This window comes from Geodermatophilus saharensis, assembly GCF_900188205.1.
Classification (GTDB): domain Bacteria; phylum Actinomycetota; class Actinomycetes; order Mycobacteriales; family Geodermatophilaceae; genus Geodermatophilus; species Geodermatophilus saharensis.
This window is the reverse complement of record NZ_FZOH01000008.1, coordinates 171,446-185,392: the sequence shown is the minus strand read 5'-3', so window position 1 is coordinate 185,392 and position 13,947 is coordinate 171,446. Positions and strand designations below refer to the sequence as shown.

The 13,947-nt window shown below is 73.4% G+C and carries 12 protein-coding genes and 2 tRNA genes; 11 read left to right on the top strand and 3 right to left on the bottom strand.

Annotation, left to right across the window (positions count from 1 at the left end):
• Nucleotides 1-82: 82 nt before the first annotated feature.
• Entirely contained in the window at nucleotides 83-1,594 is a 1,512-nt protein-coding gene (locus tag CHC04_RS18715) for an SDR family oxidoreductase (protein ID WP_217897447.1), read from the bottom strand.
• 290 nt (nucleotides 1,595-1,884) lie between these two features.
• Here CHC04_RS18715 and gyrB point away from each other — a divergent pair, with 290 nt between their 5' ends.
• The 9 genes from gyrB to CHC04_RS18670 all read left to right on the top strand — a co-directional run bounded on the left by gyrB (nucleotide 1,885) and on the right by CHC04_RS18670 (nucleotide 11,143).
• Nucleotides 1,885-3,921: a DNA topoisomerase (ATP-hydrolyzing) subunit B gene (gene gyrB / locus CHC04_RS18710; RefSeq protein WP_217897446.1), complete on the top strand. Its 2,037-nt coding sequence runs from the start codon at nucleotides 1,885-1,887 to the stop codon at nucleotides 3,919-3,921.
• A gap of 104 nt (nucleotides 3,922-4,025) precedes the next feature.
• Nucleotides 4,026-6,494 carry a DNA gyrase subunit A gene (gene gyrA, locus CHC04_RS18705; RefSeq protein ID WP_089405448.1) on the top strand — a complete coding sequence of 823 codons (2,469 nt, stop codon included), beginning with the start codon at nucleotides 4,026-4,028 and terminating at the stop codon, nucleotides 6,492-6,494.
• 289 nt (nucleotides 6,495-6,783) lie between these two features.
• Complete coding sequence (locus CHC04_RS18700; RefSeq protein ID WP_245817445.1) at nucleotides 6,784-7,503, top strand: DUF3566 domain-containing protein; 720 nt, start codon at nucleotides 6,784-6,786, stop codon at nucleotides 7,501-7,503.
• Between the two features lie 62 nt (nucleotides 7,504-7,565).
• Nucleotides 7,566-7,639: transfer RNA gene (locus tag CHC04_RS18695), tRNA-Ile, on the top strand.
• 75 nt (nucleotides 7,640-7,714) lie between these two features.
• Nucleotides 7,715-7,864, top strand: coding sequence for a DLW-39 family protein (locus CHC04_RS24335; protein ID WP_176450090.1), 150 nt, complete (start codon nucleotides 7,715-7,717; stop codon nucleotides 7,862-7,864).
• Nucleotides 7,865-7,886: 22 nt separating this feature from the next.
• Nucleotides 7,887-7,959, top strand: a tRNA-Ala gene (locus CHC04_RS18685).
• Nucleotides 7,960-8,603: 644 nt separating this feature from the next.
• Nucleotides 8,604-9,659 carry a class I SAM-dependent methyltransferase gene (locus CHC04_RS18680; protein ID WP_089405445.1) on the top strand — a complete coding sequence of 352 codons (1,056 nt, stop codon included), beginning with the start codon at nucleotides 8,604-8,606 and terminating at the stop codon, nucleotides 9,657-9,659.
• Between the two features lie 45 nt (nucleotides 9,660-9,704).
• Nucleotides 9,705-10,241: a peptidylprolyl isomerase gene (locus CHC04_RS18675; protein WP_089405444.1), complete on the top strand. Its 537-nt coding sequence runs from the start codon at nucleotides 9,705-9,707 to the stop codon at nucleotides 10,239-10,241.
• A gap of 134 nt (nucleotides 10,242-10,375) precedes the next feature.
• Nucleotides 10,376-11,143 (top strand): rhomboid family intramembrane serine protease, encoded by a 768-nt coding sequence (locus CHC04_RS18670; protein WP_089405443.1) that lies wholly within the window; start codon nucleotides 10,376-10,378, stop codon nucleotides 11,141-11,143.
• Nucleotides 11,144-11,162: 19 nt separating this feature from the next.
• Here CHC04_RS18670 and CHC04_RS18665 read toward each other — a convergent pair whose 3' ends face one another.
• Nucleotides 11,163-11,579: a PH domain-containing protein gene (locus CHC04_RS18665; protein ID WP_245817443.1), complete on the bottom strand. Its 417-nt coding sequence runs from the start codon at nucleotides 11,577-11,579 to the stop codon at nucleotides 11,163-11,165.
• Between the two features lie 482 nt (nucleotides 11,580-12,061).
• Entirely contained in the window at nucleotides 12,062-12,334 is a 273-nt protein-coding gene (crgA, locus tag CHC04_RS18660) for a cell division protein CrgA (RefSeq protein ID WP_089405442.1), read from the bottom strand.
• 148 nt (nucleotides 12,335-12,482) lie between these two features.
• Between crgA and CHC04_RS18655 the strand changes: the two genes are divergently transcribed.
• Together CHC04_RS18655 and CHC04_RS18650 are read left to right on the top strand one after the other, a co-directional pair.
• A complete protein-coding gene (locus CHC04_RS18655) occupies nucleotides 12,483-13,256 on the top strand; it encodes a DUF881 domain-containing protein (protein ID WP_245817442.1) in 774 nt (257 codons plus the stop codon).
• A 25-nt stretch (nucleotides 13,257-13,281) separates the two neighbouring features.
• On the top strand, nucleotides 13,282-13,932 hold the full coding sequence (locus CHC04_RS18650) for an aminodeoxychorismate/anthranilate synthase component II (RefSeq protein WP_089405441.1): 651 nt from the start codon (nucleotides 13,282-13,284) through the stop codon (nucleotides 13,930-13,932).
• Nucleotides 13,933-13,947: the final 15 nt, after the last annotated feature.

Sequence of the window (13,947 nt, the reverse complement as noted above, 5' to 3'; positions counted from 1 at the left end):
AGGACCAGGTGAGCTGATCGTGCTGCGTCCTGGCTCGCGGTCGGCGGTGAGCCAGGACGCGTCCCGGTGAGCCTGGACGGGGTCAGGCGGCCCGGGTCGTCGTCGCCCCGGGCTCGTCGAGGGCCTCCGCGGCCCTGCACAGGTTGCGGACCATGCTCCCGAACACGATGCCGTGGAACGGCGAGATGCTCCACCAGTAGAGGTGGCCGAGCAGGCCGTGGGGGTGGAAGGTCGCCTTCTGCCGCAGCCGGGTGCGCCCGTCCTCGGCACGTTCCACGTGGAACTCCAGCCAGGCCAGGCCCGGCAGGCGCATCTCGGCGCGCAGCCGCAGCAGCCGGCCCTCCTCCAGCTCCTCCACCCGCCACCAGTCCAGCGCGTCGCCGACGTCGAGGTCGCTGGGGTGGCGGCGCCCGCGGCGCAGGCCCACGCCGCCCACCGCCCGGTCCAGCCAGCCGCGCACCTCCCAGGCCAGCGGGAAGCTGTACCAGCCGGTCTCCCCGCCGATGCCCTCGACCACCCGCCACAGCGCCCCGGGCGGGGCGTCGGTGTCCCGGGTCCGCTCGTCGAGGTGGAGGCTGCCGCCGGCCCAGTCGGGGTCGCTGGGCAGCGGGTCCGACGGCGCCCCGGGCACCGAGGCGCCGGTCCACCGGGTGACGACGGCGTGGTCGCGCACCCGCTGCACGGCCAGCCGCACCGCGTCGTCGAAGCCCAGCAGGCCCTCGGGCGGGTCGGGCACGTACCGCGCGATGTCGTGCTCGGAGGCGACGACGGTGTTGCGCAGCGACTCCACCAGCGGCCGGGCGATCGACGCCGGCACCGGCGTGATGAGGCCGACCCAGTGGCTCGACAGCGACGGCGTGAGGGCCGGCACCGGCAGGATCCGCCGCCGCGGCAGCCCGGTGACCTCGGCGTAGCGCTGCATCATCTGCGCGTAGTCCATGACGTCGGGCCCGCCGATGTCGAAGCAGCGGTGCACGTCCGGCGGCAGCGTGGCGCAGCCGACCAGGTAGCGCAGCACGTCGCGGATGGCGATGGGCTGGATGCGGCTGTGCACCCACCGCGGGGTGACCATGACCGGCAGCCGCTCGGTGAGGTGTCGCAGCATCTCGAACGACGCCGAGCCCGAGCCCAGCACGATCGCCGCGCGCAGCACCACCGTGGGCACGCCCGAGCCGAGCAGCACGCGGGCCATCTCGGCGCGGGAGCGCAGGTGCGGGGAGAGCTCCTCGTCCGGCGGCTCGAGACCGCCGAGGTACACCAGCCGGCCGACGCCGGCCCCGCGGACGGCGCGGGCCACCACCTCGGCGGTCCGCCGGTCACGCTCCTCGAACGCGCGGCCGACGGCGAGGGAGTGGACCAGGTAGTAGACGACGTCGGCGCCGGTGCACGCGCGGACCACCGCGTCGTCGTCGGCGGCGTCGCCCTCGACGACCTCGACGTCCCGGATCCAGGGCCGGTCCCGGAGCTTGCCCGGCGAGCGGGTCAGCACCCGCACGCGGTGGCCGGCGGCGAGGAGCTCGGGCACGAGGCGGCCGCCGACGTAGCCGGTGGCGCCCGTGACCAGACAGGTCAGGTCACGCGGGGCGGGCTGCACGTCGACGAGTCTGCGAGTCACCGCGGACCGGTGCCCGACGGCCGGATCGGTTCCGGCCGTCCAGCGCCCCTGGGCGGGCGTGTCGGCCTCGGGGGCAACACCGGTGGTGCGAGCGGCGCCGCGAGTGGCGCAGACGGGACGTCAGGGCGTGCGTGGCGCCGTTCCTGTCGGTGGACCCGGTAACATGGACGGCAGGAATCCCCAGCATCCGGCTGAGTGGCGCTGTGCGCCCTCGGAGCCCTCCCGTGCGGAGGTGCCCGCGCGCCGGCTGCGCGACAGAAGGGCCCCACGTGGTCGCTCGGACCCAGACTGAGAACAGCTACTCCGGCAGCTCCATCACCGTCCTCGAGGGGCTCGAGGCGGTCCGCAAGCGGCCCGGCATGTACATCGGCTCCACCGGTGAGCGCGGCCTGCACCACATGGTGTGGGAGGTCGTCGACAACTCCGTCGACGAGGCGCTGGCCGGCTTCTGCGACACCGTCCGCGTCACCCTGCTCGCCGACGGCGGCGTCCGGGTCGAGGACAACGGCCGTGGCATCCCGGTCGACCTGCACCCGCGCGAGAAGCGGCCGACCGTCGAGGTCGTCATGACCGTGCTGCACGCCGGCGGCAAGTTCGACGGCAAGAGCTACGCCGTCTCCGGCGGTCTGCACGGCGTCGGCGTCACCGTCGTCAACGCGCTGTCCACCGCCCTCGACGTGCGCATCTGGCGCGACGGCCGGGAGTGGCACCAGTCCTACGCCCTGGCCAAGCCCGGTCCGCTGGAGGAGGTCGGCCCGACCACCAAGCGTGGCACCCAGATCACCTTCTGGGCCGACGGCGACATCTTCGAGACGACGAGCTACTCGTTCGACACCATCAGCCGTCGGCTGCAGGAGATGGCCTTCCTCAACAAGGGCCTGACCATCGTCCTGCGCGACGAGCGCCCCGGGCACGGCAAGGCCGAGACCGGCCTGGGTGACGAGAAGTCGGTGTCGGTCGAGGCCACGGCCCCGGGCACCGAGGACGCCGCCTTCGAGCCCACCGAGGTCACCTACCGCTACGACGGCGGCCTCGAGGACTACGTCCGCCACATCAACGCGAAGAAGACCCCGATCCACCGCTCGATCGTCGGCTTCGGCGCCGAGGGCGTCGGCAAGAACGACATGCGGATGAGCGTCGAGGTGGCGATGCAGTGGTCCGACGCCTACTCGGAGTCGGTCTACTCCTTCGCCAACACGATCAACACGCACGAGGGCGGCACCCACGAGGAGGGCTTCCGCACCGCGCTGACCTCGATCGTCAACCGGTACGCCGTCGAGAAGAAGATCCTCAAGGACAAGCCGGAGGACAAGCTCACCGGCGAGGACATCCGCGAGGGCCTGGCCGCGATCGTCTCGGTCAAGATCGGCGACCCGCAGTTCGAGGGCCAGACGAAGACCAAGCTCGGCAACACCGAGGTCAAGGGCTTCGTGCAGCGCATCTGCAACGAGCAGATCTCGCACTGGTTCGAGGCCAACCCGGCCGAGGCCAAGACGATCATCACCAAGGCCGCCTCGGCCGCGCGGGCGCGGCGCGCCGCGCAGGACGCCCGCAAGCTGGCCCGCAAGAACCTGCTGAGCAACAACTCGCTGCCGGGCAAGCTGGCCGACTGCCGGTCGACCGACCCCCGCAACTCCGAGGTCTACATCGTCGAGGGCGACTCCGCCGGCGGTTCGGCGAAGTCCGGCCGCGACTCGATGTTCCAGGCGATCCTGCCCATCCGCGGCAAGATCATCAACGTCGAGAAGGCGCGCATCGACCGGGTGCTCAAGAACACCGAGGTCCAGTCGATGATCACCGCCTTCGGCACCGGCATCCACGACGAGTTCGACCTGTCGAAGCTGCGGTACCACAAGATCGTCCTGATGGCCGACGCCGACGTCGACGGCCAGCACATCCGCACGCTGCTGCTCACCCTGCTGTTCCGCTTCATGCGGCCGCTGGTCGAGGCCGGCCACGTCTACCTGGCGCAGCCGCCGCTGTACAAGATCAAGTGGGGCGGCAAGTGGGGCGACCAGTACGCCTACTCCGACCGCGAGCGCGACGCGCTGCTGGCCGCCGGCAAGAAGGAGGGCCGCAAGGTCCGCGAGGAGATGATCCAGCGGTTCAAGGGGCTCGGTGAGATGAACGCCAGCGAGCTGTGGGAGACCACCATGAACCCCGAGACCCGCCTGCTGCTGCAGGTCACCCTCGACGACGCGGCCACCGCCGACGAGCTGTTCAGCATCCTCATGGGCGAGGACGTCGAGGCCCGCCGCAGCTTCATCACCCGCAACGCCAAGGACGTCCGCTTCCTCGACGTCTGAGCAAGGACCCCCTCGCCCCCCACGCCTCGCTCCGCTCGGCGCGGGTCCCTGCGAGGGGGCCACCTGACGGCCACGTCCTCAGCACGAACCGGAGAGACCGAAGAGTGACCGAGACACCCGCCCGCGACCGCGTCGAGCCGGTCGACCTCCAGCAGGAGATGCAGCGCAGCTACATCGACTACGCGATGAGCGTGATCGTCGGCCGCGCCCTGCCGGAGGTCCGCGACGGCCTCAAGCCGGTGCACCGACGCGTGCTGTTCGCCATGTACGACCAGGGCTTCCGCCCCGACCGCGGCTACGTCAAGTGCGCCCGCCCGGTCGCGGAGGTCATGGGCAACTACCACCCGCACGGTGACTCGGCGATCTACGACGCCCTCGTGCGGCTGGCCCAGCCCTGGTCGATGCGCTACCCGCTCATCGACGGCCAGGGCAACTTCGGCTCGCCGGGCAACGACCCGCCGGCCGCCATGCGCTATACCGAGTGCCGGCTGACCCCGCTGGCCATGGAGATGCTGGCCGGGATCGACGAGGAGACCGTCGACTTCCAGGCCAACTACGACGGCCGCACCCAGGAGCCGCTGGTCCTGCCGTCGCGCATCCCCAACCTGCTGATCAACGGCTCGGCCGGCATCGCGGTCGGCATGGCCACCAACATGCCGCCGCACAACCTGCGCGAGGTCGCCGAGGCGGTCTACTGGGTGCTCGACCACCCCGACGCCGAGCCCGAGGAAGCGCTCACCGCGTGCATGGAGCGCATCAAGGGCCCCGACTTCCCGACCTACGGCCTCATCGTCGGCCGCGACGGCATCGAGGACGCCTACCGCACCGGCCGCGGCTCGGTGAAGATGCGCGCCGTCGTCACGGTGGAGGAGGACTCCCGGGGCCGGGTGCAGCTCGTCGTCACCGAGCTGCCCTACCAGGTCAACCCGGACAACCTGGCCGAGTCGATCGCCGAGGCGGTCAAGGAGGGCCGGCTGCAGGGGATCAGCGAGATCGCCGACGAGTCCAGCGACCGTGTCGGCCGGCGGCTGGTCATCACCCTGCGCCGCGACGCCGTGGCCAAGGTGGTGCTGAACAACCTCTACAAGCACACCCAGCTGCAGACGTCGTTCGGCTGCAACATGCTCTCGATCGTCGACGGCGTCCCGCGGACGCTGCGGCTCGACGAGCTGGTGCGGCTGTGGGTCTCCCACCAGATCGAGGTCATCCAGCGGCGCACCCGGTACCGGCTGCGCAAGGCCGAGGAGCGCGCGCACATCCTGCGCGGCTACGCCAAGGCCCTCGACCAGCTCGACGCCGTCATCGCGCTCATCCGCAACAGCCCCTCGGCCGACACCGCCCGCACCGGCCTCATGGAGCTGCTCGAGGTCGACGAGGTCCAGGCGACGGCGATCCTCGACCTGCAGCTGCGCCGGCTGGCCGCTCTCGAGCGGCAGCGGATCATGGACGAGCTGGCCGAGATCGAGGCCCGCATCGCCGACCTGCAGGCGATCCTGGACTCCCCCGACCGACAGCGGCAGATCGTCCGCGACGAGCTGGCAGAGATCGTCGAGAAGTACGGCGACGACCGGCGCTCGCAGTTCGTCGCCAACGAGGGCGACGTCTCCGTCGAGGACCTCATCGCCGAGGAGGAGGTCGTCGTCACCATCACCCGCACCGGCTACGCCAAGCGGACGAAGAGCGACCTCTACCGGTCGCAGCGCCGCGGCGGCAAGGGCGTGATGGGGGCGGCCCTCAAGCAGGACGACCTGGTCGACCACTTCTTCGTGGGCTCCACCCACGACTGGATCCTGTTCTTCACCAACAAGGGACGGGTCTACCGGGCCAAGGCCTACGAGCTGCCCGAGGCCAACCGCACCGCCCGCGGCGCGCACGTGGCCAACATCCTGGCGTTCCAGCCCGACGAGCGGATCGCCCAGGTCATGCAGATCAAGGACTACTCGGTCGCCCCGTACCTGGTGCTGGCCACCGCCAACGGGCAGGTGAAGAAGACCCGGCTGTCGGACTTCGACAGCCCGCGCAGCGGCGGCGTCATCGCGATCAACCTGCGCGAGAGCGACGAGCTGGTGGGCGCGGCGCTCATCTACCCCGAGAAGGACCTGCTGCTGGTCACCCGCGCGGCGATGTCGATCCGGTTCAAGGCCGACGACGCGACGCTGCGGCCCATGGGCCGGGCCACCGAGGGGGTCCGTGGCATCTCGCTGGCCCCTGGCGACCGGCTGCTGTCGATGATCGTGGTCGAGGAGGGCGTCGACGTCCTGGTCGCCACCGAGCGCGGCTTCGCCAAGCGGACCGGCATCGAGAACTACCCGCCGCAGGGCCGCGGCGGCAAGGGCGTGCTCACCGCCGACCCCAAGGCCCGCAAGGGGGCGCTGGTCGGCGCGCTGTCGGTGAGCCTCGGTGACGAGCTGTACGCGATCACCTCGGGCGGCGGGGTCATCCGGACGCCGGTCAACGGCGTGCGCCACAACAAGGACCGGGCCACCATGGGTGTCAAGCTCATGAACTTGCCCGAGGACGTGACGATCGTGGCGATCGCCCGGACGACGGACAACGACGAGCCCGCCGCCTAGGGTGAGACCGGGAGCACGGCGGGGCGTGGCCGCGGGTCACGCCTCGCCCCCGGCTCCCCTCGACGGACACGACCGGCGCCCGGGCGCCTCCGGCACCGCCGGAACTCCCGGGCGCGAGAGCGCGGCGAGGGCCGCAGGCGAACGGGAGAACGGCATGAGCGACCGGCCGCAGGCGGTGCGCACCGGGGTCCGCCCGGAAGGCGCAGCCGGAGCGGACGGAGCCCCGGCGACGGGCTCGGTGCCCAGCACCGGTCAGCAGCCCGTCGCGTCCGGACCCCCGTCCGGGGCCGTGCCGTCGGGGGCGACCCCGGCCGGCGGGGCCCCGTCGCTGACCAAGCCGGTCACCGGCGCGATGCCCGCGCCGCAGGGTCCGCAGCAGGCTCCGCAGCAGGCTCCGCAGGGGCAGCAGACCCGGCAGGTGCAGCGGCCCGCCGACGCGACGATGCCCCCGCCGACCGGGGCCACCCAGGTGGCCCCGCCCGCGGGAGCCGCCGCGCCGGCCGCCGCACGCTCGCCCCAGCAGGCCGCTCCTCCGCAGCAGGCACCCCAGCAGGTGACGGCCGCCCAGCAGTCGGCACCCCAGCAGGCTCCGCAGCAGGCGGCGCCGCCGGCCGGCCGGCCGGCGAAGGGCCGGAGCAACCGCGGTCCCCGCCGGGCCCGCCTGCAGCTGCGGCACATCGACACCTGGTCGGCGCTGAAGATCTCGCTGGTGCTGTCGATCGCGCTCTTCTTCGTCTGGATGGTCGCGATCGGGATCCTCTACGGCGTCCTGTCCGGCCTGGGCGTCTTCGACACCCTCAACGACCTGTTCGGCCAACTCGGCACGTCCTCGGGCGGCGACGGCGGCAGTGACGTCATCACGCCGGGCATCGTCTTCGGCGGGGCGGCCGTCATCGGCGCGATCAACATCGTGCTCATGACCGCGCTGGCCACCGTCGCGGCGTTCATCTACAACCTCTGCGCCGACCTCGTGGGCGGCCTGGAGGTCACCCTCGCCGAGCGCGACTGACGGTGCCGGGGGCCCCGCTCGCCGGGGCCCCCGGACACCCTTGTACGCTGGTCGAGGTCCACGGGCCTGTAGCTCAGGCGGTTAGAGCGCATCCCTGATAAGGATGAGGCCGGAGGTTCAAGTCCTCCCAGGCCCACCCGTGTACCGGTGCCCACGGCACCGCGGCAAGGCGGCCCCGTCCGTGGCCGCGGTCGTCACCAGGAGGTACCGCGTGCTCAAGCAGTTGGCCCTCGTCGCCGCAGCGGCCGGCGTCGCCGCCGCCGTCCGTCGCCGCTCCGCGGGTACCGGCAAGGCCGAGGCCGACCTCTGGCACGAGGCCACGAGCGGCCCCCAGGCCGTCAGCCGCCCCACCGCCCGCTGACCCCGGCCCCTCAGGGGCCACCGGGGACGTAGCTCAATTGGCAGAGCACCGCCTTTGCAAGGCGGGGGTTAGGGGTTCGATTCCCCTCGTCTCCACTCCCAGGACTCCCGTCCCGGCCTGACCCTCCCTGCTCCGAGAGGTCTCCTCCGGAGCCCCGGCCCTCCCTCGTCGGGGAGCACGGGCCACTCGTGCGGTGGCCCGGGGCACGCCCCGCCCGGGGTTGGCCTCCCTGGAGGGGCCCGACGCGAGCGTGCGAGCGGCGCCGGGCAGGGGGGTCCTCCTCGTAGGTGAAGCGGGCGACGCCGGTGCGCAGGTCGGCGCCCATCCGGGAGAGCTCGTCGACGGCGACCCGCGTCTGGCTCAGCGCCTGGGTGGTGGCGTCGGCGGCGCCGGAGACCCCGGCGGTGGAGACCCTGGGGGCGTCCGCCGGCGCGGCGGCGAAGGTCCACCAGTCGACCGGCGCACCGGGGCCTCACCGCCCGGGCCCGCAGGGTGAGGTGGAGCCGGCGCCCGACACGCGGCGGGGCGAGGCACCGCCGCGCGAGGCGCGCCCGTCTCTGTTGACCCCGTGGAGGCCCCGCACGAGAGTCCCGGCTGCCCGCTCAGCGACAGGCCACCCCGGACGGCCGCTTCGCGACCGCCCCGACCGGCGCCGGGGCCGTGCCCGGCCCCCCGCGCCTCCCCGCTCGTCCTCCGCACGAGCCCTGCACCACCGCACCAGCACCACCAGGGGGATGGCATGGCCATCGACCAGCACCAGCTCGACGCCCTGCTGGGCCGCTTCGTCACCGACCTCGGGGCCGGGTTCCACGCCGTCAACGCCGTCATCGGGGACCGGCTCGGTCTCTACCAGGCGCTGGCCGCCGTCATGCCGGCGACGCCGGAGGAGGTCGCCCGGCACGCCGGCGCGGACGAGCGGCACGTCCGCGAGTGGTTGTCCGGCCAGGCGGCCGGCGGCTACGTCACCTACGACCCGGCCACCGAGCGCTTCTCGCTCACCGAGGAGCAGGCGTTCGTGCTCGCGGCGCCCGACGGCATGCAGGCCGCCGCGGCCTTCCACCTCCCGGTCGCGCTGGCGATGAACGTCCAGGCACTCACCGACGCCGTGCGCAGCGGCAGCGGGTTCGCGTGGCACCAGCACGACACGGCTCTCTTCGAGGGGACCGAGCGCTTCTTCCGGCCGGGCTACGCCGCCAACCTCGTCTCCTCGTGGATCCCCGCGATCGAGGGGCTGGAGGACCGGCTGCGGGCGGGCGGGAAGGTGGCCGACGTCGGCTGCGGCCACGGCGCCTCGACCCTGCTGATGGCCCAGGCGTACCCGGCGGCCTCCGTCACCGGGTTCGACTACCACCGGGCCAGCATCGAGCAGGCCGGCAAGCGGGCCGGCGACGCGGGGCTGACCCACCGCGCCACCTTCGAGGTGGCCTCGGCGACCGACTTCCCCGGCTCCGACTACGACCTGGTCACCGTCTTCGACGCGCTGCACGACATGCCCGACCCGCGGGGGGCGGCGCGCCACATCCGCGAGGTGCTCGCTCCCGACGGGGTGTTCATGCTCGTGGAGCCCTACGCCGAGGACCGGCTCGAGGACAACCTCAACCCGGTGGGCCGGCTCTACTACGCGGCGTCGACGGCCATCTGCGTGGCGCACTCGAAGACCGGGGACCCCGGCACGGCCCTGGGGGCCCAGGCCGGCGAGGCGCGCCTGACCGACCTGCTCCACGACGCCGGCTTCACCCGCGTGCGGCGGGCCACACAGACGCCGTTCAACCTGGTCCTGGAGGCGCGGCCGTGACCGGCGGCCCCGGCCCGTCCGGCGGGGGGATGGGAGAGTGGGGCCGTGACCGAATCGACCTCGCCCGCCCGTCGCGCGGTGCTGCACACCAACCACGGCGACATCACCGTCGAGCTGTTCCCCGACCACGCGCCGAAGACGGTCGCGAACTTCGCGGACCTGGCCGAGGGCCGCCGTGAGTGGACGCACCCGGCCACCCGCGCGAAGACCACCGACCCGCTCTACGACGGGACGATCTTCCACCGCGTCATCAGCGGCTTCATGATCCAGGGCGGCGACCCGCTCGGTCAGGGCTTCGGCGGCCCCGGCTACCAGTTCGGCGACGAGTTCCACCCCGAGCTCAGCTTCGACCGCCCGTACCTGCTCGCCATGGCCAACGCCGGACCCGGCACCAACGGCTCGCAGTTCTTCATCACCGTCGGCCCCACGCCGCACCTCAACCGCAAGCACACGATCTTCGGTGAGGTGGCCGACCAGGCCAGCCGCGAGGTCGTCGACCGCATCGCCGCCGTGCGCACCGGCCGCAACGACAAGCCGGTCGACGACGTCGTCATCGAGTCGGTCGAGGTGCAGCGCAGCTGACCAGCTCACCGCCCGACGGGGGCACCGGCGCCGTCCCGCCGCCGGTGCCCCCGCCGGTCACCTGCTACCGGCACCCCGACCGGCCCACCGGAATCCGGTGCACGCGCTGTGACCGGCCCATCTGCCCGGAGTGCATGACGCCGGCGTCGGTCGGCTTCCAGTGCCCCGACGACGTCCGCGCCGGCACCGCCGGGGTGCGCCGGCCGCGGCCGGTCTCGCGCTGGGGCGCCGCCCGGCGCCGCTTCGGACCCGTCACCACCACGCTGGTCGCGGTCAACGTCGTGGTCTTCGTGGTCACCGCCGTCTCGGCGGTCTCGGTCGGCGAGAGCCCGCTGGACAACTACCGCTCGCCGGTCTTCGCCGACTTCTCGCTCGTCCCCGTCCTCGTCGACGTCTACGGGCAGGACTGGCGGCTGATCACCAGCGCGTTCCTGCACATCGGGTTCACCCACCTGCTGCTCAACATGCTCAGCCTGCTGCTGTTCGGGCCCGAGATCGAGGCGCGGCTGGGCTGGTGGCGTTACCTGTCGGTCTACCTGCTCTCGGCGCTGGGCGGCGCCGTGGCCATCCAGCTGTTCGGCGACCCCGGCCGGCCCGTGGCCGGAGCCTCGGCGGCCATCTACGGCCTGCTGGGCGCCCTGGGCGTGCTGCTGGTCGCCGCCCGGCAGGACCTGCGGGGCCTGCTCACCCTGCTGGCGATCAACGTCGTCATCAGCTTCCTGCCCAACGTGTCCCTGCTCGGGCACCTCGGCGGCCTCGTCGCGGGCCTGCTCGCCACCACGCTGCTCGTCCTCGCCCGCCGCCGCGTCGCGGTGCAGGCCGCCGGGCTGGCCCTCCTCGCCGCGGTGCTGGTCGTCCTGGTGCTCGCGATGCCCGTGCCGGTGACCGTCCTCGGTCTCTGAGCGGGGCCGCTCCAGCGCCTCAACCAGGGCGCATCGCCTCCAGGGCCTGCGCGACGGCGGCCGGGTCGGTGCCGAGGTCGCGACGGCCCAGCAGCACCAGCGTGCCGTCGTCGTCGGGCCCCGCGGCGGTGTCGAGCTCCAGCAGCCGCGACCGCACCCCCAGCCGGCGGGTGCTCCGCAGCCGCACCCGCAGGCCCGGCCAGGGCAGCCGCGTGCGGCCGGACAGCGTCCGGACGACGACGCCGCCGGGGTCGGCCGACAGCCGGGGCCGCAGGAGGACGTCGCGCAGCGCCAGCGCCAGCAGCAGTGCCCCGGCGGCGCCGACCAGCACCCGGCCGGCGGTGTCGAGGGTCAGCGCGGCCAGTGCCAGCAGCACGCCGCCGGTCCCCAGCACGACCGTCTCCGCCGTCCGCGCCGACCACTGCACGGTCCCCACCCTCCCAGGGCGGTGGACACGTCGCCCGGTCGGTTGTCCACAGGCATCCGGGCCTGGGGACGACGAGCCGGGCGGGGGATGTGCCCTGCTCAGCGCGCGTGTCGACGACTCGACGGTGGCCGCGTCATCGCGGTGGGTGACGGTCGCCCCCGGGCGGTCTTGTCGACTCGTCCACAGGTGGGTACACAGCTGGGGACAAAGCACAGACCTGTAGTTACGCGGCCGTCCTCCGCGCACCACGAGTCCCACCCGTGGTGTCCGCGCTGGTCAGCGCGGTGCGCTCGAACACGCGTTCTCCACACGTGGTGGACAACCCTGGGGGCGGATCGTCATGTCGACCTGTGGATCCACCGGCGGCCTGTGCACGACGGTCCACACCCCGGGGACAGCGCGGATCCGGGCTGGTGTAGTGCCCCGGGAACGCGCGAGGCCCCCGTCCCGGGGGGACGGGGGCCTCGCGACCGGGTGGGGCCGGTGCTCGTTCAGCGCCAGCGCATCGACATGACCAGGCCGATCACCATGGCCCCGAAGCCGATGGCGAAGTTCCACGCCGACAGCGAGACCATGAACGGGATCTGGTCGCCGGCCACGTAGTAGACGACGATCCACAGCAGGCCCAGCAGCATGAGCGTGACCATGAGCGGCGCGTACCAGCGGGGACTGGGCTGCACCGCGCGGGCGGCGGCCGACCGCGCCTGCAGGACGCCCTCCGGCGGCGTGTAGACCGACTTCTTGCGCACCTTGGACTTGGGCACCGGGACCGACTCCTGCTGACTCGCTCGGGGTGCCGGTCGTCGCGACCGGCACGATCGCCCCCCAGCCTAAGCTCCGGGACGACCACACCGGTCGCGCCGACGGCCCCGCCGGGCCCGCGCCGTCCCTCCCGTCCCCCCAGGAGCCCCCGTGACGCCGTCCGAGCCCATGGCTGCGCCGGCGCCCGCCCGGCGCCGGCGGACCGCCTGGGGCGCGCTGGTGCCGGTGGTCGCCGTGGCCGCGGGGCTGCTGTTCGCCACGTCCGGCCAGACGGCGCAGGGGTCGGACCTGCGCGCCGGCGACGTCACCGAGCTGTCGGCGCTCATCGCCGAGCGCAACGAGGTCATCGCCGACCAGGAGGCGCAGCTGACCGAGCTGCAGCGGCAGGCCCAGACGCTCACCGACCAGGCCGCGAGCCGCGACGGCGCGGTCGCCGCCGCCCAGGCCGCCGGCGACCGGGGCGCGGTCTCCGCGGGCGTGGTGGCGCTGCGCGGGCGGGGTGTGGAGATCACCCTCGACGACGCCCCGCGGCGGCCCGACGGCAGCCTGCCGGCCGGCGCGCGCCCCGACGACGTCGTCATCCACCAGTCCGACGTGCAGGGCGTGGTCAACGCCGTGTGGGCCGCCGGTGCCGACGGCGTCGCGATCATGGACCAGCGGCTGGTCGCCACCAGCGCCGTCCGGTGCGTGGGCAACGTGCTGCTGCTGCACGGCCGCACCTGGTCCCCGCCGTTCGTCGTCACCGCCGTGGGCGACCCGGCCGCCATCCGCGCCCAGCTCGACGCCTCACCGCAGGTCGCGGTGTTCCGGCAGGCGGTCGAGGACTTCGGCCTCACCTTCGCCGTCCGGGACCGACCGGAGGTCGTCCTGCCGGCCTACGACGCCCCGCTGGACATGGCCTACGCCACACCCGCTGACGGCTAGGCCCTCCCGCGTGTAGACAGGGCCCGTGAGCCGTCCGGTCCTCGTCGTCGACAACTTCGACAGCTTCGTCTACAACCTGGTCCAGTACCTCGGCCAGCTCGGCGTGCAGTGCGTGGTCCGCCGCAACGACGCGGTCACCGTCGACGAGCTCGCCGACCTCGACGTCGCCGGGGTGCTGCTGTCCCCCGGCCCCGGGACGCCCGCGGGCGCCGGCGTGACCGTGCCCATGGTCCGCGCCGCCGCCGAGGCCGGCACCCCCGTCCTGGGCGTGTGCCTGGGCCACCAGGCCATCGCCGAGGCGTTCGGCGCCGAGGTGGTGCGCGCCCCCGAACTGCTGCACGGCAAGACCAGCGAGGTCGTCCACGACGGCGTCGGCGTGCTGGCCGGGCTGCCCTCGCCGTTCACCGCCACCCGCTACCACTCCCTCGCCGTCGACCGCGACACCGTGCCGGCCGAGCTCGAGGTCACCGGCAGCACGCCGTCGGGGATCGTCATGGCGCTGCGGCACCGTGAGCTGCCGGTCGAGGGCGTGCAGTTCCACCCCGAGTCGGTGCTCACCGAGGGCGGTCACCGGATGCTGGCCACCTGGCTGGCCGGCTGCGGCCTGGCCCCCGACCCGGCCGTCGTCGAGGCCGCCGCGGCGGGTGTGCGCCGGCTGTCGGCGGCCGTGTCCTAGCGACCCCGCAACGCA

Bases quoted from the DNA above. Each gene is read 5' to 3' on its own strand.
- CHC04_RS18670 (WP_089405443.1), top strand. From the start codon at position 10,376: ATGACGCCGGCGTCGGTCGGCTTCCAGTGCCCCGACGACGTCCGCGCC.
- CHC04_RS18680 (WP_089405445.1), top strand. From the start codon at position 8,604: ATGGCCATCGACCAGCACCAGCTCGACGCCCTGCTGGGCCGCTTCGTC.